Here is a 25,228-nt window from a genome sequence, read left to right as displayed (position 1 = left end):
AACCAGGAAGAAGCCTGCGGGTCATGCTTCACCGACCACCCGCCCGCAACCCGGCACACCACTGAGCAACCCATCCCCTTAGAACCCCCTGGAGTCAACGGTGACTGCTGTCACGCTGAAGAACGTCTCGAAGGTGTTCCCCGGCGATACCCTGGCCGTGGACTCCTTGAGCATGGAAGTCAACCACGGCGAATTCCTCGTCCTGCTCGGCCCGTCCGGCTGCGGCAAGTCCACCGTGCTCCGCATGGTCGCCGGACTCGAGACCCCCTCCGACGGCGAGATCCTCCTCGACGGCGAGTACGCGAACGACCTGCCGCCGCGAGACCGCAACGCGGCCATGATCTTCCAGACCTTCGCGCTCTACCCCCACATGTCCGTCGCCGACAACATCGGCTTCCCGCTCAAGCTCGGCAAGCAGAACGGCGCCCAGTCCGTGCCCGAGGCCGTCGGCGACATGGCCAGCGCCCTCGGCATCTCGGACCTCAAGGACCGCAAGCCGAACCAGCTCTCCGGCGGCCAGCAGCAGCGCGTCGCCATGGGCCGCGCGCTCGTGCGCCGCCCCAAGCTGTTCCTCATGGACGAGCCGCTGTCGAACCTCGACGTGGGCCTGCGGGCCGAGCTGCGCACCGAGATCTCCTCGCTGGTGCGCCGCCACGACGCGACGACGCTCTACGTGACGCACGACCAGACCGAGGCGCTGACGATGGCCGACCGGGTCGCGGTGATGCGCAAGGGGGTCCTGCAGGACGTGGGCACCCCGGACGAGGTGTACGAGCGCCCGGCGACGATGTACGTGGCCGCTTTCTTGGGCACGCCGCGCATGAACCTCCTCGAGGCGCGCGTCAACGTGTACCTGGACCGCTATGTGGCGCTTGACTTCGGCGATCAGGAGCTGCGGCTCCCGTGGCACGACCTGCGCGGTCGGGCCGTGGCCCGCTACCACGGGGAGAACATCGTGGTCGGCATGAGGGCGGAGGCGCTCGCGCCGGTCGCGGACGGGCACCCGGGCCAGTCGATCGCGGGACGCGTGCGCTTCTACGAGCACCACGGCCACGAGACGCTCGTGTTCCTCGACATCGGCGCCACGGCGGTGGTGCCGGACGGCATCGGCGACAAGCCGGACCTGGCGCGGGGCGGCTCGAAGCCGCGCCGCCGCCTCGGCGGGCTGTTCTCCGGGTTCGGGCAGGCCCCGGTCGAGCAGCACGAGGCCGACACGGGACCGATTCGCAAACCCGCCGACCTGGTCTTCCGGCTCCCCCCGCACATCCCGGTCTCGGCCGGTCAGCCGATCACGGTGGCCGTGCACATGGACGCGCTGCACTACTTCGACAAGTACGGCAAGCGGATCGACGTCGGCTGGTCCGCGCGGGCGTAGGCGAGCAGAACGCCGCGGACCCCTTTCCGGGGTCCGCGGCGTCGTCGTCGATCGGGCTCGGCGAAGCTCGCCAGCCGTGAATCAACCCAAGAACTTCTCGGCGTCGATGATCTTCACCGAGATCTCGGTGTCCCTCGGGGTCTTGTAGGCGACGGTGTCGCCGACCTTGTGGCCGAGGATCGCCGCGCCCAGCGCGGAGTCGGGGCTGTAGACCGTGAGGTCGGTGGTGGCCGCGATCTCGCGCGAGCCGAGGAGGAACTTCTCGGTGTCGTCGGGGTCGCCGTCGAAGGCGATGGTCACGACGGTCCCGATCTGGATCTCGTCGCTCTCCTTCGCCTCGCCCACCTTCGCGTTGCGCAGCAGGTCTTCGAGCTGGCGGATGCGGGCTTCCTGCTTGCCCTGCTCGTCGCGGGCCGCGTGGTAGCCGCCGTTCTCCTTGAGGTCGCCTTCTTCCCGGCGGGCGTTGATCTCGGCGGCCATGGCGGGACGGTTCGCGATGAGCTCGTCCAGTTCGCCTTTGAGGCGGTCGTAGGCCTCTTGGGTGAGCCAAGTGCCCTGGTTAGCGTCGGTAGCCATGTGATCCATATCCTCCGAATAGTGCGATCCGTAGTGCGAGGTCCTGCCTCTGCTGTAAGTCCTCGCGACCCGGGAATATCCCCGGATAGCGAAAGGCCCGCCGACCGAAACGCGGTGCGACGGGCCGAAAGTCAATAGTCAGTCCGTCTGCCAACACCTCAGGACTTCGCCGGTGTTGGGCACGCCCTCGACTGCGAGCGGGTACGACATCACCACATGGGTGGCATCGTCCGCCGGGATCTCGACTTCGGCGTACCCGATTTCGGCGCCCGCCATATCGCGGGACCTGACGGCGCAGGTGGCGCCTTCACCGGCCGGCTTGTAGACCTCGAACTCGACGGTGACCTGGCCTGCGACCGAGTCGTCGAAACCGAGCAGCCGCTCGGAGACCTCGTTCTGGCCGTACAGCTCCGAGAGGCGCCAGGCGGCCACGAGGCCCGCGAGCACGACCACGATCGTGAGGGCCGCGGTCACCGCGGGGCGGCGGCGCTCGGCTTCGCGGCGGCGACCGTAGCGACCGTCGGGAAAGGTCGCGTCAGCCGTTCGCGGCACGCGCCCATCCGTGGTCTGCATCTCAGTCATTGCGTCGCTTTCCTTCGCGATCAGCGGTTTCACGCTGGAACCCGCGGTTCTTGGCCGAACCGGGAAGTAATGATTATCGAGTATCGTTGCACAGAATGCCAGAGCCGACAACTACCGCAGTGCGCGAGTCGGTTCCAGTGCGCCGAGCCTTACCACTAGAAGCACCCGCCAGTGAGGTAGACCGACGTGACGAACCAGAGCAAGCTGCGCCTCATGTGCGTGCACGCCCACCCCGACGACGAGTCGAGCAAGGGCGCGGGCATGATGGCGCGCTACGTGCGCGAGGGCATCGAGGTGCTCGTGGTGACGTGCACGGGCGGCGAGCGCGGCGACGTGCTCAACCCGAAGATGGACCGCCCCGAGGTGCAGGAGAACCTGCCGCGCATCCGCAACGAGGAGATGGCCCGCGCCCGCGAGATCCTGGGCGTCGAGCAGCACTGGCTGGGCTTCATCGACTCGGGCCTGCCCGAGGGCTGGCTCCCCGACTCCGGGGTCGAGCTGCCCGAGGACGCCTTCTATCTGGTGCCGACCGAGGAGGCCGCCGCGCCGCTCGTGGAGATCATGCGCTCGTTCAAGCCGCACGTGGTCACCACCTACGACGAGGAGGGCGGCTACCCGCACCCCGACCACGTCAAGACCCACGAGATCTCCGTCGCGGCCTTCGCGGCCGCGGGCGACCCGGACGAGTACCCGGGCCTGGGCGAGCCGTGGCAGCCGCTCAAGCTCTACTACAACCACTCGTTCGGCAAGGCGCGCATCGAGGCCCTGCACTACGCGATGCTCGAGGCCGGTCTCGAGTCGCCGTACAAGGACTGGATGGACGCGGGCGACTGGACCCGCGACAAGAGCGAGCGGATCACGACGCGCGTCGAGTGCGCCGCGTACTTCGACATCCGCGACGAGGCCCTGAAGGCCCACGCGACCCAGGTCGACCCGGACGGGTTCTGGTTCGCGGTGCCGCGCGAGGTCCAGCAGAAGGCCTGGCCCACTGAGGATTACGAACTCGTCGAGACGCGCATCGAATCGCGCCTGCCCGAGGACGACCTCTTCGCCGGACTCCGGTAGCGCCACTGCGACAGCAGCACTTCACAACGGCCCCAGGGAACTCCTAGGGCCGTTGTTTCCACTTGCGACCGCTGCAGCCTCCTTCGCAACGGCTTCGTCGCCGGATCGTCGGGCCGCGCGCACCCTCAGTGAGGAAACAACTGTCGGGCTCCCGACACCACGGTGTATTTCCTCGGAAAGTGCGGGAACCTTGCTGCAAGCGCGCCCCCGCGGGTTACCGTGCCGGGAGAACCGGGGCGAACCCGAGTCTGGGACATATTCGCGGAGGCGGGCGCAGAACGGAGGTGGACCCATGGTCAGTCGCGAAACAACACCGGCGCGCACCAAGTCGTTCGTCGGCAGTCTCCTCGTCGCCACGCCCACGCTGCAGGACCCCAACTTCGACCGCACGGTCGTCATCGGAGTCGGGCACGAATCCGACGGGGTGCTGGGAGTGGTCCTCAACCGGGCCACCGAGCGGAAGGTCGTCCACTACCTCGATCAGTGGGCGGAGCTCGCGGGGCATCCCGCCGTCCTCTTCGAGGGCGGCCCGGTGCAGCCTGACGCGGCGATCGGACTGGGCTGGCGGAAGGCCGACGCGCCCTTCAACGACGCGTTCCGGCCCGTCCTAGGACGACTCGGCACGCTCGACCTGGCCCGGGACCCCGACGAGGTCGCGCCGCTCCTGGAGGGGATGCGGGTCTTCACCGGGTACGCCGGCTGGGCGCCCGGGCAGCTCGAGGACGAGATCGACGCGGGCGCCTGGATGGTCTTCGACGCCCTTCCGGCGGACCCGTTCTCGACGAACCCCGAGGAGCTGTGGGGCATGGTGTGGAAGCGCCAGGGCGGCCTGCTCTCCGCGGTGGCGCACTTCCCCGCCGACCCCGCGTTGAACTAAGGCACCGGGCCGCCAGGCCATGAGGATCACGACCGCGCCGTAGAAGACGAGGTTCAGCCCCGAGAGCGCCAGCAGCCGCCCCCGATGCCGCTCCAGCAGTTCGACGTCCATGGTGCCGTGCGCGTCCTGGAGATCCTTGCCGATGCGGGCGAGCACGCCCGGGATCAGCGCCGCGCCGTTGACCACTGCGACCGCGTACAGCGTAGATGCGATGACGACCCACGGGTCCGCGAACGAGTACCGCTCGCTCGTCATCATCGTCAGCACCCCGAACAGGGCGGCCACCAGCGTCAGCGCGTTGAAGGCCATGCAGCGGCGCCCGGCGCGGTGCACCAGGTCCCCGTCCCGCTCGCGCAGCGCCCGCTCCCCCAGCCACGGCATCAGCATGGCCGGACCGACGAACACGACGGCCAACAGAACGTGCAGAACCGACAACAGAGTGTGCATATTGTGATCTTACGGACAAATCACGCATCTCGATTGCCGAACCTCGGCGCCCCGCGGGCGGCGGCAGTGCGCGGGCGGCGGATAGCTAAGGACCTCGTGCATGGTTGTGGTCGGCACGCAGGGACTTCGGCGTGGATCATGGGTCCATGGTTGGGATTGGTGTGCGTGAGGCGATCGTTGGCGACCGGGGGATCACAGGGCTGACACCCGAGGCGATCGCCGCGATTGCGGCCGAAATCGCGCCGATCTGGGAGCAGCAGCGCATCGACCGGCTCGTCTCCCGGGCGCGGAGCAGGGCCGTGTCATCCGATTAGCCGGCGGCCGAAACGCTCCCGTCGAGCCGTACCAGCGCGTCGTGCTCGGGGCTGCCGGGGACGGCGAAGCAGTAGAGCAGCCGGTGCCCCGGGGTCCCTTGGATCTCCATGGCCTGGAACCCCATTTTGACCTCGCCGATCTCGGGGTGGTGGAAGGTCCTCTCGCCGTAAACGGGTTCCTCCACTTCGTATCGGTTCCAGAGCTCGGCGAACTCCCGGCTCCGGGACCGCAACTCGCGAACCAGTCCGGAATGGTCCGGAGCGGCGGGCTCGGTCGCGGTCAGCTTGCGGAGGCGGACGACGCAGCCGCGCGCCATGACCTCCCAGTCGCCGCAGCGCTTCCGGGCGACCGGTTGCATGAACAGGGCGCGGGCGAGGTTGCGCTTCTCGGGAGGCAGGTCCTCGATGCCGTCCAGCATCCGCATCCCGCTCGGGTTGGCGGCCAGCAGGTCGTAGCTGCGGGTGGTCACGACGGCGGGGTGCGGCCGCAGACTCTCGAGCATGAGTTCGATGCCCGGGGGCACGGAGCGGTTCGGCACGACCTTCGACGCGATCCGGCAGTCGGCGCGCGCCACCAGTATCCGCAGATGGCGGAGCTCGGCCTCGTTCAGGCGCAGGGCCCGCGCCAGCGCATTGGTCACCTGTGGACTCGGGCGGGTCTCCGTGCCCCGCTCGAGGCGTCGGTAGTAGCCGACGCTGACCCCGGCGAGCATCGCGATCTCCTCGCGGCGCAACCCGGGAGTGCGGCGCATGCCGGGTCCGGCCGCCAGACCGACGTCTTCAGGGGTGGTCTTCTCCCGCCGCGTGCGCAGGAACTGCCCCAATTCCGCGCCCCCGCTGTGGACTCCTGCCATGCCACTTTCTTAACACGCATGACAACGGTCTGAGGGTCCGCACCACGGCCCCTCTGCGAGCGTCGTTTGCATTGACGATGGTTCATGGTTCAAGTAATCATATTGTCAACCTGCTCCCGCTTCAGGAAGGTTCACGCCTTGTGAGTGGAACACCCCATTAAGCCGAAACATCGTGGTCTGACTGCTCCCTGTCGCCGTTCCTCCGGCTGAGGCCCGTCGTCCACGGCGCCACGGGACTCGACCCGTCTGATCTGAACTACCACTCCCCCACCGGCCCGGTACGGGTGCACCGCGCCGGCCGGAGCGCGCCCGCGGCCGGGGGGCCGGGCGCGCTCCGACCGATTCCGTGCGCGACTCCGGCGATCCGCGCCGCCCTCGACCCCCTGAAAGGAAGACACCCTGTGAGACCCTCACGACCATCCCGCGCCGCCGACCTCCGGCGGCGCATCGCCGCGGCCCTCGCCGCGACGTCCACCGCGATGGCCATAGTCGTCGTCGCCGTCCCCGCATCGGCCCGGCCGGCCAGCGCGGGCCCCTTCGAGCCCTTCAGTGGCGGTGACTACATCGTCCAGTTCGCGGACGACCCGGTCGCCGTCTATGACGGCGGCCTGCCGGGCCTGGAGCGCACCGCGCCCGCCGCGGGCGAGATCATCGAACAGCACGCCCGCGAGGTCGAGGAATACCGCGAGCACCTGGCCGAGGTCCGCGACGCGGTCCTCGCCGAAGTGCCCGCGGCCGAACCGGCGGCCGAGTATGACACCGTGTTCAACGGCGTCGCCGTCGAACTGTCCGCCTCCGAGGCCGCCGAGCTGGCCGCCGACGAGCGCGTGGCCGGCGTCTTCCCCAACACGGTCCAGCCGCTCCAGCTGGACACCTCGCCGGAATTCCTCGGACTATCCGGTTCGGACGGTTCGTGGGAGGCCGAGTTCGGCGGCCGGGAGCACGCCGGGGAGGGCATCGTGGTCGGCATCGTCGACGACGGCTACTGGCCCGAGCACCCGTCGTTCGCGGCCCTGCCCGAGCCCCGCCCCGACCAGGACGTCATCGACGCCGAATGGAACGGCGAGTGCGTCGCGGGAGAGGAAGAGGACCCGGCGGACAACGTCACCTGTAACAACAAGGTGATCGGGGCCCGCTGGTACGACACCACCGCCTTCGGCGAGGAATTCAGCGGCCGAAGGTCGCCGCGAGGCGACTGGGCGCACGGCACCCACGTCGGCAGCACCGCCGCCGGAACCATCACCGACCTTGTCCAGGACGGCGAATCCCACGGCACGATCTCCGGCCTGGCGCCCGCGGCCCGACTGGCGTTCTACAAGGCCTGCTGGGGCAGTCCCTTCAACGGCGGCGGCTGTCAGACCTCGGATACGGTGGCGGCCTTCGAAGACGCCGTCAACGACGGCGTCGACGTCATCAACTTCTCCATCGGCGGCAGCCGGGACACCGTGAACGACCCGATGTCGATCGCGATGTTCAACGCCGCCGCCGCCGGCGTCTTCGTCGCCGCGTCCGCCGGGAACGACGATGCGAGCGACGAGGGCACCGTGGCCCACCCCGCCCCATGGGTGACCACGGTTGCGGCTTCCACGCACGGTCGGGCCGTCGAAGGCTTGCTGAGCCTCGGCGACGGCCAGAGCTTCCCGTTCGGCAACATCGGCGGCTGGGTCAGCCAGGAGAAGGCGTTCGACCTGGTCATGGCCGAAGCGGTGGCGCTCGACGGGGCCGACCCCGCGGAGGCGAGGCGCTGCCTCCCGGGCACCCTCGACGAGGCCGCAGCGGCGGGCCGCGCGGTCGCCTGCGCCCGCGGTGGCGTCTTCTTCCATGAAAAAGGCCGTGAGGTCCTCGACGCGGGCGGGGTCGCGATGATCGTCTACAACGACGATCCCGAAGTGGACGATCTCCGCGCCGACCCCGCCGAGAATCCGATCCTCGCGGCGCACATCGACGTCGAGGCCGGCGACGCCCTGGAGGAGTACGCGTCCGGCAGCGCCGACGCGACCGTGACACTGCACCCGCTCGAAGCGGTCGAACGCACCGCTCCGGAGATGGCGTCGTTCTCCTCGGACGGCCCGACCGGCGTGCCGGGCGGCGGCATCCTCAAGCCCGACCTCACCGTGCCGGGCGTGGAGATCCTCGCCGGGTACACCCCGGACGCACTGGCCGGAGACGAGGACTTCGGCATCATGAGCGGCACCTCGATGTCCAGTCCGCACGTGGCCGGGCTCGCCGCGCTGCTCAAGGGCGCCAACCCCGACTGGTCGCCGATGGCGGTCAAGTCGGCACTGATGACCAGCGCGTTCCAGACCGACACCGAGGGCCGCCCGATCCAGCGCGGCGGCGAGGACGCCACGCCGTTCGACTTCGGCGCCGGGCACGCCGACGGACAGGCCATGTTCGACCCGGGCCTGGTGTACGACTCCGGCGCCGAGGACTGGGTCGCCTACGGCTGCGCCGTCGGCCAGTTCCAGGAGCTCGACGGCGGCGAGTCCTGCGCCTCCAGCGAGGCCGAACACGGCGTCGTCGGGGCGAGCGACTTGAACTATCCGTCGATCACCCTCGACGGCGTGCCCGGCACGCAGACGATCACCCGGACGGTGACCAATGTGGATGACGAGTACGCGTTCTACGTGCCTAGGATCGAGGCTCCGGCCGGGTTCGAGGTGACCGTGGACCGTCCGTGGCTGGGCATCGCCCCCGGGAAGTCGGCGACGTTCACCGTCACCGTGACCCGCACCGACGCCGCGGCCGGCGAATGGTCCTTCGGCGCGCTGACCTGGTGCGACCGGTACGGCCACGAGGTCCGAAGCCCGATCACGGCGCGAGCCGTGGACATCGTCGCTCCCCACGAGGTCCGCGGCGGCGGGTCGGAGGGTGCTGTCGAGATCGACTTGCAGACCGGATTCGAAGGGACGCTCGACATCGTCCCGTCCGGGCCGGTCGCTTCGCAGGTCGAGGAGTTCGATCTGGCGAATTCGAACGGGACCGACTTCCCGGTGGACGACCCGAGCGAGGGCGAGGCGACCGCGTCCTTCGAGCTCGCCGTGCCGGCCGACGCCGTCATGGGGAGGGCCGCGATCGTCGACGAGGAATACGAGGAGGGGGCCGACCTGGACCTCGTCGTCTACGAGAAGCTCGACGACGGGACGCTCCAGCTCGTCGACGCACCGTTCGGGGCGGACTCGGACGAGCAGGTCGACCTCGAACCGGGCCGCACGTATCAGGTCTACGTCCATGTGTGGGACGCACCGACCGAGACGGTCGATGCGAAGGTGCACACCTGGGTCCTGCCCGCGAACGCCGAGCCGGGACTCCACGTGGATCCCAAGTCGATCGAGGCCGAACTGGCTGGCGAGCACCCCGTCACCGCGAGCTGGTCCGGTCTGGACCCCGAACGCCGCTATCTCGCGGCGCTGCAGTACTTCGCGGACGAACAGCCCGCGGGGCGGACGGTGTTCGTGTTGAACTGATCATCGTCTGAGGCCGGTCCCCGCGCCTGAACTCCTGGTTGGGGGAAGTTCATACCGCGGGAGACCGTCCGGCTCGGGGAGGCGGCTCGGCCGTTTCCCCGAGCACCGAGATGATCGAAGCGGCATTCGAAAGCGACGACTGACGCCGCTTGCGAACGCCGAAGGGGCCTATGCGAAACCGCATAGGCCCCCGATTAGTGAGCCCCCTCCATCCGACCGGTACTGGTGCCGCAAGCACCGCCACCACGCGGCCACCCTCGCCGGACTCCTCCAGGAGGGGTGACGGAAAAGGCTCGCGTCAATGAATCGGGCCGCCATCGCTCGGCGGAACGGATGAGGCCGCACCGACACTTCCGCTGGAACAGCGCCATCCCTTGAGCCGTGGGCTTCAAAAATTCGAACTTCCCGGCAATAATGACCTGATAGCGAACAAATAGTGATCGCCTGTGACCGGCTACCGCTGGTCACAGGCGATCACAAGCAGTCACATGGGCCCCGCGAGGGGGCCCATGGTGATGTGGAGCTGCAGGGAATCGAACCCTGGTCCTCCGCTGCATCTGTGAGACTTCTCCGGGTGCAGTCCGCTGTGCCTTTTATCGAGCCCCACCGATCACGCGGACGAGACGGTGTGGCGGGCTCTAATCGCCGAAGATCTCGGCCTTCCGTCCCAGCGATCAAGACGTCGGCCCAGCATCCTTAAATGATGCCGCGAACCCAGGGCGGATGCGCCCCTGGAGCGGCAACTTCACGGTCGCTTAGGCAGCGAGAGCGAAGTCAGTGCGTTTTGCGTTGGCACTTATTGGTTTCCAACGTTGGTTTACGAGACAGCGTTGGCTTCCTCGACCCGCTTCCCTCACCTCAACATACGGAGTCGAAACCGATCAGCCCCGAGATTGGTGAGTGAGTGTTTCACCCTGTTCAGTTGTCGGTGTATCAGTCGTGCTGTGGAATTCTAACCCAGTCCAACGACCGGCCGCGACCCGATATTCCCCGGCTCACTTCCCGCCGCGCTTGGCGGCGCGGCCCATGGCCTTCTCGATCTCGCGGTCGGACTCGCGCTTGGCGATGGCCTGGCGCTTGTCGTAGTTCTTGCGGCCCCGGGCCAGCCCGAGCTCCATTTTGGCGTAGCCGTTCATGAAGTACACCGAGAGCGGGACCAGCGTCAGGCCGGGCTCGTCGAGCTTGTGCGCCAGCTTGGCGATCTCGCCGCGGTGCAGCAGGAGCTTGCGGATGCGCCGGGGCGGGTGGTTGGTCCACGTCCCGTAGTCGTACTCGGGGATGTGGAGGTTGTGGACGCGGGCCTCGCCGTTGTAGATCTCGGCGTACGCGTCGACGATGTTCCCCTTGCCCTGGCGGAGGGCCTTGACCTCGGTACCGGACAGGACCATGCCGGCCTCGTAGGTGTCCAGGATCTCATAGTCGTGCCGGGCCTTGCGGTTGGTCGTCACGACCGAGCGCTCGGGACCCGAGTGCTTGACCTTCTCCTGCGTTTGCTTCTTGGACACGGAGCAAGCTTAACGATCGAACAGTTGTCTGTCGAAACGTATTCGCTACCGGCATAGACAGCCGGGCAGGTAGCCGACCGGGTCGACGCGGTCGCCGCGGACGCGGACCTCGAAGTGCAGGTGCGGGCCGGTGCTGTCGCCGGTGCTGCCGACCGCGCCGATCCTCTCGTCGCGGTCGACGCGCTCGCCGTCGTCCACCCATATCTCGGACTGGTGCGCGTAGCAGGTGGAGAGGCCTCCGCCGTGGCTGATGCACGTGAGCTGGCCGTACCCGGAGCTCCAGCCGGCGTAGACGACCTTGCCCGAGTCGGCGGCGTGGATCGTGGCGCCGGTGCCCGCGGCGAAGTCGGTCCCGCCGTGGAGGCGGGTGGTGCCGTAGATCGGGTGGCGACGCCAGCCGAAGTCGGAGGACTTCCAGCCGTCGACCGGAACGACGAAGCCGCTGCCGGAGGAGCCGCCACCGGAGTCGCCGGAGTCGTCGTTGTCGTCGTCGGCCTGGCGCAGCTGGTCGGCGAGGCGCTCGGATTCGGCTTCGAGCTCGTCGTACTCGGACTGGGCGTCGTCCCTGGCGTCCTCTGCGACCGCGAGGGCCGCCTCGTGCTGCCCGACGAGCTCCTGCACGGCGAGCTGGGCGGCCTGGGCTTCGGTGTAGCGGGTCTCGGCGGCCGCGAGCGCGTCGGCGGCGGCCGTCTCGGCGGCCACCGCTTCGGTCTCGGAGAGGGACGCGGCGTTCTCGGCGTTGGCGGCCTCCCGGCGGGCGAGGGTCACCTCTTCGACCGCGAGGTTCTTGCCATCCATCATGAACTCGAGGTAGGTGAGGCCGTCGACGGCCTTCTGGGGGTCGCCGGAGGCGAGCACGGCGTCCAAGGTGAGCAGTTCGGAGCCGCGGGCCGTGGCGGCGAACAGGGAGGCGCGGGCCTCGCGGGCGATCTCGACGGCCTCGCGGGCGGCCTCGTACTCGGCTTCGACCTCCTGGAGCGCCTCGCGCGCGGCGTCGGCCTCGCGCTGCGCTTGGGCCGCTTCGGCTTCGGCCGCCGCGACCCGCCCCTGGGCGACGTCGACGGCGTGCTCGGCACCGGGCAGTGCGGCCGTGGTCCGGGCGAGCACCTGGCCGGCGGCCCGCACCTCGTCGGAGGCGTCTTCGAGCTGCGCGGCCATCTGGGCCTTCTCGCGCTCGACCTTGTCCAGGTCGGACTGGGAGACGCCGAAAGCGGGACTGCTCGCGGACCCTGCCAGGAGCAGGGCCGCGAGCAGCCAGCCGATTCGCCTCATAGGCCCAGAATGTAGTCCATCTGCGACGGACATTCAGGGTATTCGGGACAGAAGCCCGGTCGTGCGAGGTCAGACCTTGATGTTGAAGCGCAAGGTGATCCACGCCGTGATCGCGCTGATCACCGCGGAGACGCCGACGAGGATCGGGAGCAGGACGAGGATCGCCTGCATCGTGATCGGCGGCATGAGTTTGAACAGGTCCGCGAACTGGCCGTCGATGACCAGGAACTTCGCGGCGATGAGCGTGCCGAAGGCGAAGATCGAACCGATCACGGCGGCGAAGACCGCCTCGAGGACGAACGGCGCCTGGACGAACCAGTTCGGCGCACCCACCAGCTTCATGATCGCGACCTCGCGGCGACGCGAGTACGCTGCGACCTGGATCGTGTTGGCCACCAGCATGAGCGCGGCCACACCCTGCACGAGGGCGACGATCAGGGTGAGGCGCTGGGCCCCGCCGAGGATGTCGAAGACCTGCTGGAGGATCTCGCGCTGGTTGGTGACCTGGTAGACGCCGGTCATGCCCTCGAACTCCTTGATGAGCTTCGGGGCGTCGGCGATGTCGTTCATCTTCACGCGGAACGCGGACGGCAGGACATCGGCCTCGACCGCCTTCACCAGGTCAGGGGACTCCTTGAAGGTCTCCTGGAACCGCTCGAGCGCCTTCTCCTTGTCCTCGTACTGGTAGTTGGCGACGAGGTCGCTGGCCTTGAGCGCAGCCTCGATCTGGTCGGTCGTCGGCTGGTCGATGTTGCGTTCGAGGTAGACGACCACTTCGAGGTTGGTCTGGTAGAACTCCTCGATCACGTCGACCTGGTTGTACAGCATCAGGCCCGCGCCGAGCATCGACAGCGAGACGGCCATGGTGATGATCATGGCGATGGTCATGGAGATGTTGCGCCACAGTCCGAGGAAGACCTCGGACATCACGTACTTCGCGCGCATGTGTCTGAATCTGCCTTCCGCTTAGCCGTAGACGCCGCGAGCCTGGTCGCGGACGATCTGGCCGTTCTCGATCTCGATGACGCGACGGCGCATCTGGTTCACGATGTTGGAGTCGTGGGTGACCATGAGGATGGTGGTGCCGGTCCGGCTGATCCGGTCGAGGAGCCGCATGATCTCGATCGAGGTGTCGGGGTCGAGGTTACCGGTGGGCTCGTCGGCCAGCAGCAGCAGCGGCCGGTTGACGAAGGCGCGGGCGACCGCGACGCGCTGCTGCTCGCCGCCGGACAGCTCGTGCGGGTAGCGGTGCTCCTTGCCGCCGAGGCCGACCAGTTCGAGCACCTCCGGGACGACCCGGCGGGCGACCGAACGGGGCTTGCCGATGACCTCGAGCGCGAACGCCACGTTCTCGGCGGCCGTGCGGTTCGGCAGCAGCCGGAAGTCCTGGAACACGCAGCCGATGCTGCGCCGGTAGGCGGGGACCTTCCACCGGCGGAGCCTCGTCACGTCGGTGTCCCCGACCGTGATCTTGCCCTTGTCCGGAACTTCTTCGCGCAGCAGGAGCTTGATCATCGTGGACTTCCCCGCACCGGTGGGACCGATGAAGAAGACGAACTCTCCCTTGTCGATGAAGACGTTCACGTCCTCCACCGACGGGCGGTTCGACCGGGGGTAGTGCTTGGTTACACCCTCAAGCTGAATCACGAGCCGGAGTCTAGCCGCCGAAGCGCAGGGCCGGTCGGGCGGCTCCAGTACAAGCGTGGCATATTCCGCAGATTCAGCCCCATATGTCACGGCCGCGCAAGGGTTACGACGCGATTTCATCCGAACGGGGGAAGCCCGTATGGTCAGGTGGCCCATAAATGCTCGTCGGAGCGTTACCGGGCAGCCACGGAACGATCCCGTGAGGACGCCGGCCCGGGAGCCCTACTCGTTCTTCTCGCCGCTCTTGCGCCAGCGGATGCCGGCCTCCAGGAAGCCGTCGATGTTGCCGTCGTAGACGCCCTTGACGTCGGCCGTCTCGAAGCCGGTGCGCAGGTCCTTGACCATCTGGTACGGGTGCTCGACGTAAGAGCGCATCTGGTCGCCCCACGAGGCCGTGGCCGAGCCGCGCAGCTCGTCGACCTTCGCCCGCTCCTCGTCGCGCTTGCGCTGGAGGAGCTTGGCCTTGAGGACGCCCATCGCGGTGGCCTTGTTCTGCAGCTGCGAGCGCTCGTTCTGGCAGGAGACGACGATGCCCGTCGGAAGGTGGGTCAGGCGCACCGCCGAGTCGGTGGTGTTGACGCCCTGCCCGCCGGGGCCGGAGGAGCGGTAGACGTCCACGCGGATCTCGTCCTCGGGGATGTCCTCGATCTCGTCGGTCTGCTCGAGGGCCGGCACCACCTCGACGGCGGCGAAGCCGGTCTGGCGGCGGCCCTGGTTGTCGTATTTGCTGATGCGCACCACGCGGTGCGTGCCCTGCTCGACCGAGAGGTGCCCGTACGCGTACGGGCCGTTCACGGCGAACGTGGCGGAGCGGATCCCGGCCTCTTCGGCGTAGGAGATGTCGTAGACCTCCGTGCCGAAGTTGTGGGCCTCGGACCACCGCAGGTACATGCGCATGAGCTGCTCGGCGAAGTCGCACGCGTCGGCCCCGCCCGCGCCGGAGCGGACGGTGAGCACGCAGTCGCGCTCGTCGTACTCGCCGGAGAGGAGGGTGCGCACCTCGAACTCGTCGACGGCCTTGCGGATCGAGTCGAGCTCGGCGGTGGCCTCGGCGGCCGCGCCGGGGTCGGACTCGTCGTCGGCGAGCTCGAACAGCACCTCGACGTCGTCCATGCGTTCGTGCAGGCTCGCGAGCTTCTTGAGCTCGGCCTGGACATAGGAGAGGCGGGAGGTGATCTTCTGGGCCTGCACCGTGTCATCCCACAGCCCGGGGTCGGCGGCTGCGGCCTCGAGTTCGGCCAGCTCGCGGCGGAGCGCGGGGAGGTCGAGGACGGCCTCGACGCTGGCGAGCGTCGCCTTCAGTTCACGGAGATCGGCGGAAACATCGACACTGGTCACAACAGATCAGCGTACGCCTGTATTCGGGCTCATACGAAACGGGACGCGAGCCCCCGCTGGGGCCGCGTCCCGTTCCGTGCTTGATCGTCGTTCCCCGGGTCAGTGCCCGGGTGTTCCTGCTATCGCTTCTTCAGCCAGCTCAGCGCCGAACGGTGGTAGCCGATCGCGAATTCCATCGCGATGGCCGCGTTCGGGTCCTCGTCCGCGTAGTCCTTCGCAGCGGCGCGGGCCTCTGCCAAGGCCTCCTGGTGCTGCTCGGTCGCGTCGGCGAACATCTCCTCGGCGGTGTCCTTGGAGAGGTAGTCGAGGAAGGCCGTGCGCAGCGCGACGGGGTCGCGCAGCTGGCCGATCCGGGCCGGCTCGTTGAGCCAGCGGGTGAACGCCCGCTTGCCGTTGGCGCTGATCGTGTAGGGCACCGAGGCTCGGGGCCCCGGCTTCCCGACGCGGACGAGTCCGCCTTCGGCCAGCGCCGGGAGTTCGCGGTAGACCTGCGAACGCGTCATGGTCCAGTACGGACCGAGGCGACGGGTCGCCTCCGCCATGAGTTGTCCGCCGGTCATCGGTCCTTCGTGCAGCAAGCCCAGCAATGCTGCTGAGGTTGCGTTGAGTTCTTTTCCTGCCATGCCCGACAGGATGCCATGTGGATGCCCTCATGACAAGTGGACAGCTCCAATGTGTCGATAGACCGTTACCGATACTTGATTGGATGTGTTCACGGATTACGCTGCAAGCCTTGCGAAACGGTTGGGGACCTCCGCTGGATTGCAACGTCTGTTTCGAGAATTCCAATCATGTGATCCCGATCGCCCCTTGGGTTGCGATGACTCGGCGTTGCCCGGCGATCACGGATCATTATCGACTGTCGCGATCGCTTTCAGTTGCGAGGCATCGGGGATCCGATGAGATCCGATCCCGGCGAGTCGTCGTCGGAACCGCCCTCAGTGGAATCATCGTCGCCGCCTTCCGATTCGGACATTTCATCCGATTCTTGGTCAGGCAACTCGCTTTCGGCGTCCGGCCCTTGGGGAGTGGTGGTCTCCTCACCCGGCGTGGCGCTCGGGTCAGGGGCCGATTCGGTTGGCTGGGCGGAGGATTCGTCCTCGGCGGGCGCGGACTCGCTCGCGCTTTCGGACGGATCGGCCACATCATCCTCATTCGGCAGATCGGGGCGGGTAACCACCAGAAAGGCCCAGACCGCGGCGATCAGGACGAAGCATGCGGCGGCGGCGAGGCCGATGACCCAGCCGCGCCCGAGGCGCTCGGAGTCCTTGCCGTAGACGGCGCCGCGCGGGTCCCGGCTCGCGTCCGGCTCGGGGGCGGTCATCATCGCAGCGAGCGCGGCCTGCTCGATCTCCGGCGCGTTCGGGGTCACCGGGTCGTACTTGAAGGTGGCGGTCGCGTCCCGCTCCTTCAGCTCCGGGTCGATCGGCGCGGTCGCCTGGTTCGACAGGCGCGGGGCGAGGCGGCGCAGTTCGGCGGCGACCGCGTCGAGGTCGCCGCGGGCGCGCGGGTCGAGCGCGAGGAGCATCTCGACGATCCGCCACAGTTCGGGGTCGACGGCGACGGGCTTGACCGGGATCCGCGTCAGGTGGCGCTCGACCACGTCGGTGATGGAGCCGCCGCGGTAGGCGCTGTGCGCGGTGAGCGCTTCGTAGAGGACCAGCCCGAGCGCGTAGTTGTCCACGCCGGGGCTCGCGGAGTCGCCCGAGGCGACCTCCGGCGCGATGTACTCGGGGGTACCGTGCGAGGGCGCGGTCTTGGACGCGGCGGCGCGCGCGATGCCGAAGTCGATGAACTTCAGGCCGTCGCTCCCGGCCAGCATCAGGTTGCCGGGCTTGACATCCCCGTGCCGGTACCCGGCCCGGTGGATCGCTGCGAGGGTCTCGGCAGCGCTCGCGCAGCGGCGGGCGGCCTCAGCGGCGGGGAGCGGCCCGTGGACGCGCAGGTGCTCGCGGAGGTCGGGGCCCGGCAGGAACTCGAGGACGACCGCGCAGACCTCGATGGTGACGATGAAGTCCTTGACCGCCACCACGCCCGGGTGGTCGATGGTGCGCAGGATGTCGGCCTCGGCCCGGAAGCTATCGAAGATCTCCTCCTCGTCGCGCAGCTCCGGGCGGAGGATCTTCACTGCCACTGGGTCCCCGGTGACCTGGTCCAGGCCCCGCCACACGACGCCGACCGCGCCGCGCGCGATCTCGTGCTCCAGGACGTACCGGTCGGCCAGAACCGTCTGCATGGGTGCTCCTCGGGGGCTGGCAAGGCGGGCTGAATCCACTGTAAAGGTAGTGTCGTCGCAGCTCAGCGCCGGAGTCGCAGGGTGGCACGAAGGGGGGATACACACCAGCGGGGGCGAGGGCGGGCGCACCGGGATCAACGGTCGCATGCTGTGAGTGGCGGGACACTACACTTGCGCCCATGTCCCTCGAACGGCCAAGCTTTGAACAGACAGCCGAATCCCGGTGCGGAGACAGTGGTGATCGCCTGTGACCGAATTGCGTTGGCGCTACGGCGCCGCGACCGACGTGGGCAAAGTCCGCGACTTGAATGAGGACTCCCACCTCGCATCGCGGCGGCTCCTCGCCGTCGCCGACGGCGTGGGCGGCGCGGCCGCCGGCGAGGTCGCCAGCGGCGTGACCATCGCCGAGGTGACACGGCTCGCCCGCCGCTCCCCCGTCGAGGCCACCGCGGAGCTGGGCGCGGTCGTCGAGGCCGCCCGCGACCGCATCCGCGCGGCCGTCGCCGAGAACCCCGAATCGGAGGGCATGGCGACGACGCTCACCGGACTCTGGCTGGGCGACAACGCCGTCGACATCGTCCATATCGGAGACTCGAGGGCGTACCAGGTGCGCGGCGAGGACTTCGTGCAGGTCACCGTCGACGACTCGTACGTCCAGCACCTCGTCGACGAAGGCGCGATCACCCCCGCCGAAGCCCAGGACCACCCGTACAAGTCGGTGGTCACCCGCGTGCTCCAGGCCAACCCCGCCCCGGCGCACTTCGAGACGCGCCCGGCGCTCATCGGCGACCGGTACATGCTCTGCTCCGACGGGCTCAGCGACGTGGTCGACGACGCCGTCATCGAGAACGTCCTGCGCGACTTCACCGACCCCCAGGCCGCGGCGGACGAGCTCGTGCGCCTCGCCCTCGAAGGCGGCGGACCGGACAACGTCACGGTCGTCGTCGGCGACGTGGCCGAGCACCGGCAGGCGCGGCGCTGGCCGTGGGCCGTCGCCGCTATCGGCGTGGTGCTGGTGATCGCGGCGATCGTGGTGGCGCTGGCCCTGCGGGGCTGAACGCGCCGCATCAGTTGAACGGCAGCCCGATGTACGCGCCTTCGGTGCGGGCGGTGTGGTCGAAGAAGAGGGCGTCGTCGGCCGTGACGTTCGCGAGGTGGCCGTGCAGTTCGTAGCCGATGATCCCGACCAGGCGGTTCCAGGCGAGGATGAGCCGTGCGGTCTCGTCGGGGTCGAAGGCCTCGCCGGGCAGCAGCTGGAGCATCGCCGGTTCGATGGCCTCGGGCGGGCATACCGGGCCTGAGGGCGGATTGAGGCCGCCGGAGCGCTTGGCGTCGGCGCAGATCCGGGCGAGTGTGAGCGGCATGCGGCCTGCGACTTCGATGGTGATGTGCGGGGCGACGTAGCCGGGCACGGGAGTGCCGAAGATGAGCGCGTACTCGTGGCGGTGGGCCAGTGACCATTCGCGCACCGCGCGCCAGACGGCGAGCCAGCGCTCCTCCGGCGAGGCCGAGGGCCGGTCGGCGTTTTCAGCGGCTTCGCCGATCTCGGTGTACGCCTGGACGATCAGGGCCGTGAGGAGCTCGTCGCGGCTGGCGAAGTAGCGGTAGACGGCCGAGGAGGCCATGCCGAGCTCGCGGGCGACGGAGCGCAGCGAGAGCAGGGCGGCGCCGTCCTCTCGCAACTGGCGGCGGGCGGCGGCGAGGATCTCGGCGGTGAGTTCGGCCCGGGCGCGCTCTCTGGCGGTTCTGGCGCGGGCGGGTATCGGCGCGTTCATCGGGTCAGTGTACCGAAACGAGAGCACCGCTCTTGCAATGTCGGAGCGAGTGTGCAATCATTGCCCTCGACAGAGAGCACTGCTCTCGAATATGAGCAGTGACCCCCAAGGAGCAGACATGTCAATCCCCCAGACCCGCCAGGACCCGCGAGCCCGCATGGGCGCCTTGGCGTTCGGCATCGCCGGCGTCCTCTTCGTGATCTACGAGGCCGCCGCCCCGCGCGCCGACCAGACCACCCTCGAAGGGGCCGAATCCTGGACCAGCACCGGCTGGGCGGTCGGGCACCTCGCCGCGATCCTCGGCCTCACCCTCATCCCTCTCGGCTACGGAGCGCTGCGCGGCCACCTCGAAGGCACCCGGAACGAGAAGACGGCCTTCGCGGCCGCGACCATCGGCTACATCGGATCGGCCCTGACGATCTCCTACTACGGTGCCGAGGTCTACGGCCTCAAGGCGATCGGCCAGCGGGCCGTCGAGGACGGCGACGCGACGCTGACCGCGGTCGGCGACGCGTTCCGGATGGACCCGACCGCGTTGGCCGTCTTCGTGATCGGCCTCGCCCTCATCGCGGTCGCGGCAGTGCTCGCAGCGGTCGCGGTGTGGCGCTCGGGCACCCTCCGCAAGTGGAGCGGCGTGCCGCTCGCGGCGCTGCTGGTGACGATGATGCCGCAGTACTTCCTGCCGCACGTCGGCCGGATCGCCTGGGGCGCAATGGTGACGGTGGCGGCCCTGTGGCTGGCGGCCGAGCTGTGGCGCGCCGCGGCGAAGCGCCCGGAGCGGGACCTCCAGAACGCCTGACCGCCGAAACGCGGAGGCGGCCCCGCATTGCGGGGCCGCCTCCGTCTCGTTTCGTCTACGCCGACAGGGCGATGCCGTCGAGGATGTCGTGCTCCGAGATGAGCACCGAGTCGATCCCGCTGCGCTCCATGATCGTTCGCAGCACGAGCGCGCCGCCGACGATGACGTCGGCGCGGCCGGGGTGCATCACCGGGATCGCCAGCCGCTCATCGTGGTCCGCCGCCGCGAGGTCGGCGGTCACCTGTGCGACCTGCTCGTACGAGAGCCGGGTCCCGTCGATGGCCTCCGGGTCGTATGCCTTGAGCCCCAAGGCGATCGCCGCGATCGTGGTCGCCGTCCCGGCCACCGCGACGAGCTCGGTCGCCTCACGGCCCGCGTCGGCCACCGCGAGCGCGCCGTCGGCGATGGCCGTGATGTCCGCGACGGCCTCGGCGATCTCGTCCGCGTGCGGCGGGTCGGATCGCAAGTGCCGCTCGGTCATCCGCACGCAGCCGACGTTCACGGAGATCGCCGCGGCGACCTCGGCGTCGGTGCCGCGCACGAACTCCGTTGAGCCGCCGCCGATGTCGATCAGCATCCGCTGTCCTTCATGGACCGGAAGTGTCGCGACCGCGCCGGTGAAGGAGAGGCGGGCCTCCTCATCGCCGGAGATGACCTCGGGGTCCTGCCCGAGCACGGCAACGACCATGGCCTTGAAGTCGGCCGCGTTCGAGGCGTCGCGGCTCGCGGAGGTCGCGACCATGCGCACCGCCTCGACCCCGTGCTCGCGGATCTGAGCGGTGTAGTCCGCCAGCGCGACGCGGGTGCGTTCGAGCGCGGCGTCGGAGAGGCGGCCGGTCCGGTCGACGCCCTCGCCGAGGCGCACGACCTCCATGCGGCGCACCACATCGTGCAATCGCCCCGCATCGTCGATGTCGGCGATGAGGAGGCGGATCGAGTTGGTGCCGCAGTCGATGCCGGCCACGCGGCGGGTCATTCGGGGGCCTCCTGGGGTTCGGTGTCCTGCGTCCCGGCGGCGCAGCTGCTGCGCTTCCACCACTCGGGGAGCAGTTCGATGGCCTCGTCGCCCATGGGGCTGACGCCGGGTCCGGCGGCGAGCGCGTGGCCGACGAGGGCGTGCAGGCACTTGACGCGGTCGGGCAGTCCCCCGGCGGAGATGCCCTCGATCTCGGGCACGTCGCCGAGCCTGGCGCGGCGCGCCAGGTAGTCCTCGTGGGCGCGGCGGTGCTGCGCGGCGAGTTCAGGGTCGGCGCCGAGACGCTCGTTCATGTCCTTCATGACCCCGCCGCCTTCGAGCCTGCCGATGGCCGAAGCGGCTTTCGGGCAGGTCAGGTAGTACGTGGTCGGGAACGGCGTGCCGTCGGGCAGGCGCGGTTCGGTCTCGATCACCGCGGGCTGGCCGCACGGGCAGCGCCAGGCGACGGCGTGCGCGCCGCGGATCGGGCGGCCGAGCTGCTTGCGGACGGCTGCCGCGTCGGCCTCGGTGACCGGTTCGGGCTGCTGGGGCCAGTCGGCGGGTTTCACGGCGTCCCGCCCTGCAGCGCCGCTTTCAGTGCCGCGTGTCGCGGTTGCACAGCCTTCACTCTGCTGGTTCCTCTGTTTCGTCTGGTTCGAGCCGGTCGGCGTCTGCAAAGGTATCGGCCAGCTCGTCGTACCAGGCCTGGTCCTCGGCCGCTTCGTCGTCTGCGCCACCGGTGTGCTTCGGGTCGTCCTCGTCGATGACGATGACGAGGTCCTCACCGGGAGGCACGAGGAGGAGGCTGGAGCGGATCTGGGCCTTGACGTACTCGGGGTCGTCCCATTTGACGCGTTCGGCTTCGAGCTCCTCGATGTGCTCGGACTGCGCCGACTGCTCGGCTTCGAGCCGGTTGATCTCAATGCGCTGCTCGACATAGGTGCGCAGCGGGTAGGCGTAGGCGAGGGCCAGCGCGGAGAGGACGAGGGCGAGGATCGCGGCGCGGCGGGAGACCTTGCGGGCGGGGCGGTACCGGACCCGTTTGACCTCGGCGCGGCCCGTCCCGGGGGCGGGGCGTCGGGCGGCACGGGTGCGGCCGGGACCGGTGGATCGTCCTCCCGGGTGGCTGGGTCGGCGGCTCGCGTTCACGGGCCCAGCCTAGTCGATCGGGGCAGACCGAAGGCCCCCGTGCCAGCTTCGCCGACGCTTGCGCGGCGTCGATCCGCTCGGCGCGGGGGCCTTCAGAGTCGCGTGCTACTTGCCGTACTTCGGGAATGCCGAGGCGCCGGCGTAGCGGGCGGCGTCGCCGAGGTCTTCCTCGATGCGGAGCAGCTGGTTGTACTTGGCGACGCGGTCCGAGCGGGCCGGGGCGCCGGTCTTGATCTGGCCGCAGGACATCGCGACGGCCAGGTCGGCGATCGTGGTGTCCTCGGTCTCACCGGAGCGGTGGCTCATCATGCAGCCGAAGCCCGCGCGGTGGGCCATCTCGACGGCGTCGGTGGTCTCGGTGAGCGTGCCGATCTGGTTCACCTTGACGAGGAGGCCGTTGGCGGCCTTCTCGTCGATGCCGCGGCGGATGCGCTCGGGGTTGGTCACGAACAGGTCGTCGCCGACGATCTGCAGGCGGTTGCCGACCTTGGCGGTGAGCGCGGACCAGCCGGCCCAGTCGTCCTCGGAGAGCGGGTCCTCGATGGACACGAACGGGTAGGCGCCGATGAGCTCCTCGTAGTAGGCGCTCATCTCCTCGCCGGACTTCTTCTGGCCCTCGAAGAGGTAGGCGCCGTCGGTGAAGAACTCGGTGGCGGCGACGTCCATCGCGAAGGCGATGTCGGTGCCGAGCTTGTAGCCGGCCTTCTCGACGGCGACCGCGATCAGGTCGAGCGCGGCGCGGTTCGAGTCGAGGTTCGGCGCGAAGCCGCCCTCGTCGCCGAGACCGGTGGAGAGCCCGCGCTCCTTGAGGACCGACTTGAGCGCGTGGTAGGTCTCCGCGCCCCAGCGCAGGGCCTCCTTGAAGGTGGGGGCGCCGATCGGGGCGATCATGAACTCCTGCACGTCGACGTTGGAGTCCGCGTGGGAGCCGCCGTTGAGGATGTTCATCATCGGCACCGGGAGCAGGTGCGCGTTCGGGCCGCCGAGGTAGCGGTAGAGCGGCAGCTCGGCGGAGTCGGCGGCGGCCTTGGCCGCGGCCAGGGAGGCGCCGAGGATCGCGTTCGCGCCGAGGTTGGACTTGTCCGGGGTGCCGTCGGCGTCGAGGAGCGCCTGGTCGACCAGGCGCTGCTCGGAGGCCTCGATGTCGATCAGGGCCTCGCGGATCGGGCCGTTGACGTTGTCGACGGCCTTCTCGACGCCCTTGCCGAGGTAGCGCGACTTGTCGCCGTCGCGAAGCTCGATGGCTTCGAAGGCGCCGGTGGAGGCACCGGACGGGACGGCCGCCCGCTGCAGCGTGTCGTCGTCGAGCAGGATCTCCACTTCGACGGTGGGATTGCCGCGGGAGTCGAGGATCTCCCTTGCCCGGATGTCTTCAATTGCAGCCACTGTCACTCCTGAAATAGCCGAATCTGACGATCGACCCGATTACGGGGCCGTGTCCGAAGGATTTCGGCCGACCCGACACTGCGTCGGCCACAGCTCCCGAGGATACGCCCTAGGCAGGTCGGCGATGCCTCCGAGCCGCTAAAAGGGCGCGTCCTGCGGCTTCCGTGCGTCGCGAATTAGTGTTGCCCGAGACGCGGGCGCTCGTGTTACATGGGCCGTGGACGGCCCACTATATGGTGGAGCCCTATCTCAGATCAGACACCTGTGCTAGGCGTGCCCCCCGGATGCCGCCGCCGGGCGGCAGTCCCCCTCGCCTGGCGCAATGGAAGTGGAGCCCCATGATCCTGCAGAACCCCCTGCGGCGCTGCGCTGTCTTGAGCGCGGTGGCGCTCTTCGCCCTCGCCGGATGCTCGGACCAAGCCGAGGGCGGCGAGTCGGCTTCGGAGGCCCAGGCCGCGCTCACGGATTTGAGCGGCCGCCTCGTCGAGGGCGACCAGCCCGCCTACACCGCCGAGTACCTCATCGAGGGCTCGGAGGATCCGGTACTGGTGGCGGTGGACCCGGAGGCCGGGACCGCCGCGGTCGTCGTCGGCGACCGGCCCAGCCTGTGGGCGGGCGAGGACCCCGCAGAGCTCAACGTGTGGCTGGGTCAGGAGCTCGACGGCTTCCTGCCCGCCGAGGAGACCGTGGCGTCATGGCTCTCCTCGACCGCGGCCGACCAAACGGCCTCGACCGAGTTCTCCGACACCACGCTCGCCGGCGAACTGGCCGACTGCGTCGTGGTGCAGGGCGCCGAAGACTCGCCCGTGGGCGCGTACGAGGTGTGCGTGACGACGGTGGGCGTCATCGCCAGCGTCACCGCGAAGGTCGGCGACACCGCGTACGCCGCGAAGCTCGTCAACTACCACGACGGCGTGGACGCCGCCTGGCTCGACGACATCACGGGTCAGACCGAGACCGCCAACCAGTAGGATCCGCCGCCGTGCGGCGGCGGATCGCGTTACAGTCGCTCGGCGGGCCGGGGCCCGGCGCCACGGGGGTTCACCTGAAAAGGTGTCGGCGCCGACCCGGTCCGCACTCGTATCCGAGCGGGCACGAGGTAGGCCGCATCACATGCGGTATCCCGGTTGTGGACCCCCGGCACCATCCATGTATAGTTGTCGTCGTTGCCGCGGCAAGCCGCGATCGACACAGGCCAAGCTCCCGTCGTCTAGGGGCCTAGGACGCTGCCCTCTCAAGGCGGAAACGGCGGTTCGAATCCGCTCGGGAGTACAAGTAGATACACAGCATCGAAGCCTCGGCCCTGCCGGGGCTTCGATGCTGTCAGGACCCTATGGGGCACTGAGTGGCAGGCACTTTCGCTCCCCCTCCAGACTGAAGCATGCATGAGCGGGCGGCCCGAAAGGCCGCCCGCTCGATCGTGTTCTCAGCGCGTTCGCGTCAGAGGATCAGTTGAACTGCCACCGCTGACTGTTCCCTCCGTAGCAGGTCCACAGGTGCGCGAGCGCACCGTTCGCCGTCGACGCGCCCGCGACATCCAGGCACAGGCCCGACTGCGCGTTGACGACGGAGCCGTCGGCGTTCAAGGTCCACTTCTGGTTCGCGCCGC

Annotated in this window: 24 protein-coding genes, 1 tRNA gene, 1 other RNA gene and 1 pseudogene; 9 read left to right on the top strand and 18 right to left on the bottom strand. The window is 69.1% G+C overall.

Going from position 1 to position 25,228, the window contains the following annotated elements; all coding sequences use genetic code 11:
* Window positions 1-100 precede the first annotated feature (100 nt).
* On the top strand, window positions 101-1,375 hold the full coding sequence (locus O1R50_RS05760) for an ABC transporter ATP-binding protein (protein WP_270108950.1): 1,275 nt from the start codon (window positions 101-103) through the stop codon (window positions 1,373-1,375).
* A gap of 81 nt (window positions 1,376-1,456) precedes the next feature.
* Here O1R50_RS05760 and greA read toward each other — a convergent pair whose 3' ends face one another.
* Window positions 1,457-1,951, bottom strand: coding sequence for a transcription elongation factor GreA (greA, locus tag O1R50_RS05755; RefSeq protein WP_270108949.1), 495 nt, complete (start codon window positions 1,949-1,951; stop codon window positions 1,457-1,459).
* A 138-nt stretch (window positions 1,952-2,089) separates the two neighbouring features.
* A complete protein-coding gene (locus tag O1R50_RS05750; protein ID WP_270108948.1) occupies window positions 2,090-2,533 on the bottom strand; it encodes a DUF4307 domain-containing protein in 444 nt (147 codons plus the stop codon).
* A 213-nt stretch (window positions 2,534-2,746) separates the two neighbouring features.
* Between O1R50_RS05750 and mca the strand changes: the two genes are divergently transcribed.
* The gene (gene mca, locus O1R50_RS05745) at window positions 2,747-3,598 is read left to right on the top strand and encodes a mycothiol conjugate amidase Mca (RefSeq protein ID WP_408612623.1); all 852 of its coding nucleotides are present in this window, start codon (window positions 2,747-2,749) and stop codon (window positions 3,596-3,598) included.
* A gap of 292 nt (window positions 3,599-3,890) precedes the next feature.
* The gene (locus O1R50_RS05740) at window positions 3,891-4,475 is read left to right on the top strand and encodes a YqgE/AlgH family protein (protein WP_270108946.1); all 585 of its coding nucleotides are present in this window, start codon (window positions 3,891-3,893) and stop codon (window positions 4,473-4,475) included.
* 18 nt (window positions 4,476-4,493) lie between these two features.
* Here O1R50_RS05740 and O1R50_RS26290 read toward each other — a convergent pair.
* Window positions 4,494-4,922 (bottom strand): annotated as a pseudogene (locus tag O1R50_RS26290) (DUF2269 family protein); the annotation flags it as partial.
* 146 nt (window positions 4,923-5,068) lie between these two features.
* Between O1R50_RS26290 and O1R50_RS05735 the strand changes: the two are divergent.
* On the top strand, window positions 5,069-5,236 hold the full coding sequence (locus O1R50_RS05735; protein WP_270108945.1) for a hypothetical protein: 168 nt from the start codon (window positions 5,069-5,071) through the stop codon (window positions 5,234-5,236).
* Here the strand turns inward: O1R50_RS05735 and O1R50_RS05730 are convergent.
* Entirely contained in the window at window positions 5,233-6,090 is an 858-nt protein-coding gene (locus O1R50_RS05730; RefSeq protein WP_270108944.1) for a helix-turn-helix transcriptional regulator, read from the bottom strand. The two genes, O1R50_RS05735 and O1R50_RS05730, sit on opposite strands and share 4 nt — an antisense overlap.
* 401 nt (window positions 6,091-6,491) lie before the next feature.
* On the opposite strand from O1R50_RS05730, the gene O1R50_RS05725 reads away from it, so the two are divergent.
* Complete coding sequence (locus O1R50_RS05725; protein ID WP_270108943.1) at window positions 6,492-9,557, top strand: S8 family serine peptidase; 3,066 nt, start codon at window positions 6,492-6,494, stop codon at window positions 9,555-9,557.
* Between the two features lie 515 nt (window positions 9,558-10,072).
* Here O1R50_RS05725 and ssrA read toward each other — a convergent pair.
* The 8 genes from ssrA to O1R50_RS05685 form a co-directional block, all read right to left on the bottom strand.
* Window positions 10,073-10,446: a transfer-messenger RNA gene (gene ssrA / locus O1R50_RS05720) on the bottom strand.
* Window positions 10,447-10,552: 106 nt separating this feature from the next.
* On the bottom strand, window positions 10,553-11,062 hold the full coding sequence (gene smpB, locus O1R50_RS05715) for an SsrA-binding protein SmpB (RefSeq protein WP_270108942.1): 510 nt from the start codon (window positions 11,060-11,062) through the stop codon (window positions 10,553-10,555).
* 45 nt (window positions 11,063-11,107) lie between these two features.
* Window positions 11,108-12,334 carry a M23 family metallopeptidase gene (locus O1R50_RS05710; RefSeq protein WP_270108941.1) on the bottom strand — a complete coding sequence of 409 codons (1,227 nt, stop codon included), beginning with the start codon at window positions 12,332-12,334 and terminating at the stop codon, window positions 11,108-11,110.
* Between the two features lie 69 nt (window positions 12,335-12,403).
* On the bottom strand, window positions 12,404-13,279 hold the full coding sequence (gene ftsX / locus O1R50_RS05705; RefSeq protein ID WP_270108940.1) for a permease-like cell division protein FtsX: 876 nt from the start codon (window positions 13,277-13,279) through the stop codon (window positions 12,404-12,406).
* A 21-nt stretch (window positions 13,280-13,300) separates the two neighbouring features.
* A complete protein-coding gene (gene ftsE, locus O1R50_RS05700) occupies window positions 13,301-13,981 on the bottom strand; it encodes a cell division ATP-binding protein FtsE (protein ID WP_205326604.1) in 681 nt (226 codons plus the stop codon).
* 222 nt (window positions 13,982-14,203) lie between these two features.
* Complete coding sequence (gene prfB / locus O1R50_RS05695) at window positions 14,204-15,319, bottom strand: peptide chain release factor 2 (protein WP_270108939.1); 1,116 nt, start codon at window positions 15,317-15,319, stop codon at window positions 14,204-14,206.
* A gap of 119 nt (window positions 15,320-15,438) precedes the next feature.
* Window positions 15,439-15,942, bottom strand: coding sequence for a PadR family transcriptional regulator (locus O1R50_RS05690; RefSeq protein ID WP_030155315.1), 504 nt, complete (start codon window positions 15,940-15,942; stop codon window positions 15,439-15,441).
* A gap of 251 nt (window positions 15,943-16,193) precedes the next feature.
* Window positions 16,194-17,555 carry a serine/threonine-protein kinase gene (locus O1R50_RS05685; protein ID WP_270108938.1) on the bottom strand — a complete coding sequence of 454 codons (1,362 nt, stop codon included), beginning with the start codon at window positions 17,553-17,555 and terminating at the stop codon, window positions 16,194-16,196.
* Between the two features lie 247 nt (window positions 17,556-17,802).
* On the opposite strand from O1R50_RS05685, the gene O1R50_RS05680 reads away from it, so the two are divergent.
* On the top strand, window positions 17,803-18,612 hold the full coding sequence (locus O1R50_RS05680; protein ID WP_270108937.1) for a PP2C family protein-serine/threonine phosphatase: 810 nt from the start codon (window positions 17,803-17,805) through the stop codon (window positions 18,610-18,612).
* A gap of 10 nt (window positions 18,613-18,622) precedes the next feature.
* Here O1R50_RS05680 and O1R50_RS05675 read toward each other — a convergent pair whose 3' ends face one another.
* Window positions 18,623-19,330: a TetR/AcrR family transcriptional regulator gene (locus O1R50_RS05675; protein ID WP_270108936.1), complete on the bottom strand. Its 708-nt coding sequence runs from the start codon at window positions 19,328-19,330 to the stop codon at window positions 18,623-18,625.
* Window positions 19,331-19,448: 118 nt separating this feature from the next.
* On the opposite strand from O1R50_RS05675, the gene O1R50_RS05670 reads away from it, so the two are divergent.
* On the top strand, window positions 19,449-20,129 hold the full coding sequence (locus O1R50_RS05670; RefSeq protein ID WP_270108935.1) for a hypothetical protein: 681 nt from the start codon (window positions 19,449-19,451) through the stop codon (window positions 20,127-20,129).
* Between the two features lie 55 nt (window positions 20,130-20,184).
* Here the strand turns inward: O1R50_RS05670 and O1R50_RS05665 are convergent, their stop codons facing one another.
* The 4 genes from O1R50_RS05665 to eno all read right to left on the bottom strand — a co-directional run bounded on the left by O1R50_RS05665 (window position 20,185) and on the right by eno (window position 23,619).
* Window positions 20,185-21,105, bottom strand: coding sequence for a Ppx/GppA phosphatase family protein (locus O1R50_RS05665; protein WP_270108934.1), 921 nt, complete (start codon window positions 21,103-21,105; stop codon window positions 20,185-20,187).
* Window positions 21,102-21,653: a DUF501 domain-containing protein gene (locus tag O1R50_RS05660; protein WP_270108933.1), complete on the bottom strand. Its 552-nt coding sequence runs from the start codon at window positions 21,651-21,653 to the stop codon at window positions 21,102-21,104. Before O1R50_RS05660 ends, O1R50_RS05665 begins: the two co-directional genes overlap by 4 nt.
* 55 nt (window positions 21,654-21,708) lie before the next feature.
* Window positions 21,709-22,233 (bottom strand): FtsB family cell division protein, encoded by a 525-nt coding sequence (locus O1R50_RS05655; RefSeq protein WP_270108932.1) that lies wholly within the window; start codon window positions 22,231-22,233, stop codon window positions 21,709-21,711.
* Window positions 22,234-22,338: 105 nt separating this feature from the next.
* The gene (gene eno, locus O1R50_RS05650; RefSeq protein ID WP_270108931.1) at window positions 22,339-23,619 is read right to left on the bottom strand and encodes a phosphopyruvate hydratase; all 1,281 of its coding nucleotides are present in this window, start codon (window positions 23,617-23,619) and stop codon (window positions 22,339-22,341) included.
* A 338-nt stretch (window positions 23,620-23,957) separates the two neighbouring features.
* Here eno and O1R50_RS05645 point away from each other — a divergent pair, with 338 nt between their 5' ends.
* Both O1R50_RS05645 and O1R50_RS05640 read left to right on the top strand, forming a co-directional pair.
* Complete coding sequence (locus O1R50_RS05645; protein WP_270108930.1) at window positions 23,958-24,590, top strand: hypothetical protein; 633 nt, start codon at window positions 23,958-23,960, stop codon at window positions 24,588-24,590.
* 228 nt (window positions 24,591-24,818) lie between these two features.
* A tRNA-Glu gene (locus tag O1R50_RS05640) sits at window positions 24,819-24,891 on the top strand.
* 176 nt (window positions 24,892-25,067) lie between these two features.
* Here O1R50_RS05640 and O1R50_RS26285 read toward each other — a convergent pair.
* A partial coding sequence (locus O1R50_RS26285; protein ID WP_408612622.1) for an RICIN domain-containing protein occupies window positions 25,068-25,228 on the bottom strand: 161 nt, incomplete at its 5' end.

Origin of the sequence: Glycomyces luteolus (genome assembly GCF_027622875.1) — a bacterium.
GTDB lineage: Bacteria > Actinomycetota > Actinomycetes > Mycobacteriales > Micromonosporaceae > Glycomyces > Glycomyces luteolus.
This window is presented reverse-complemented; position numbering and strand designations above follow the sequence as displayed.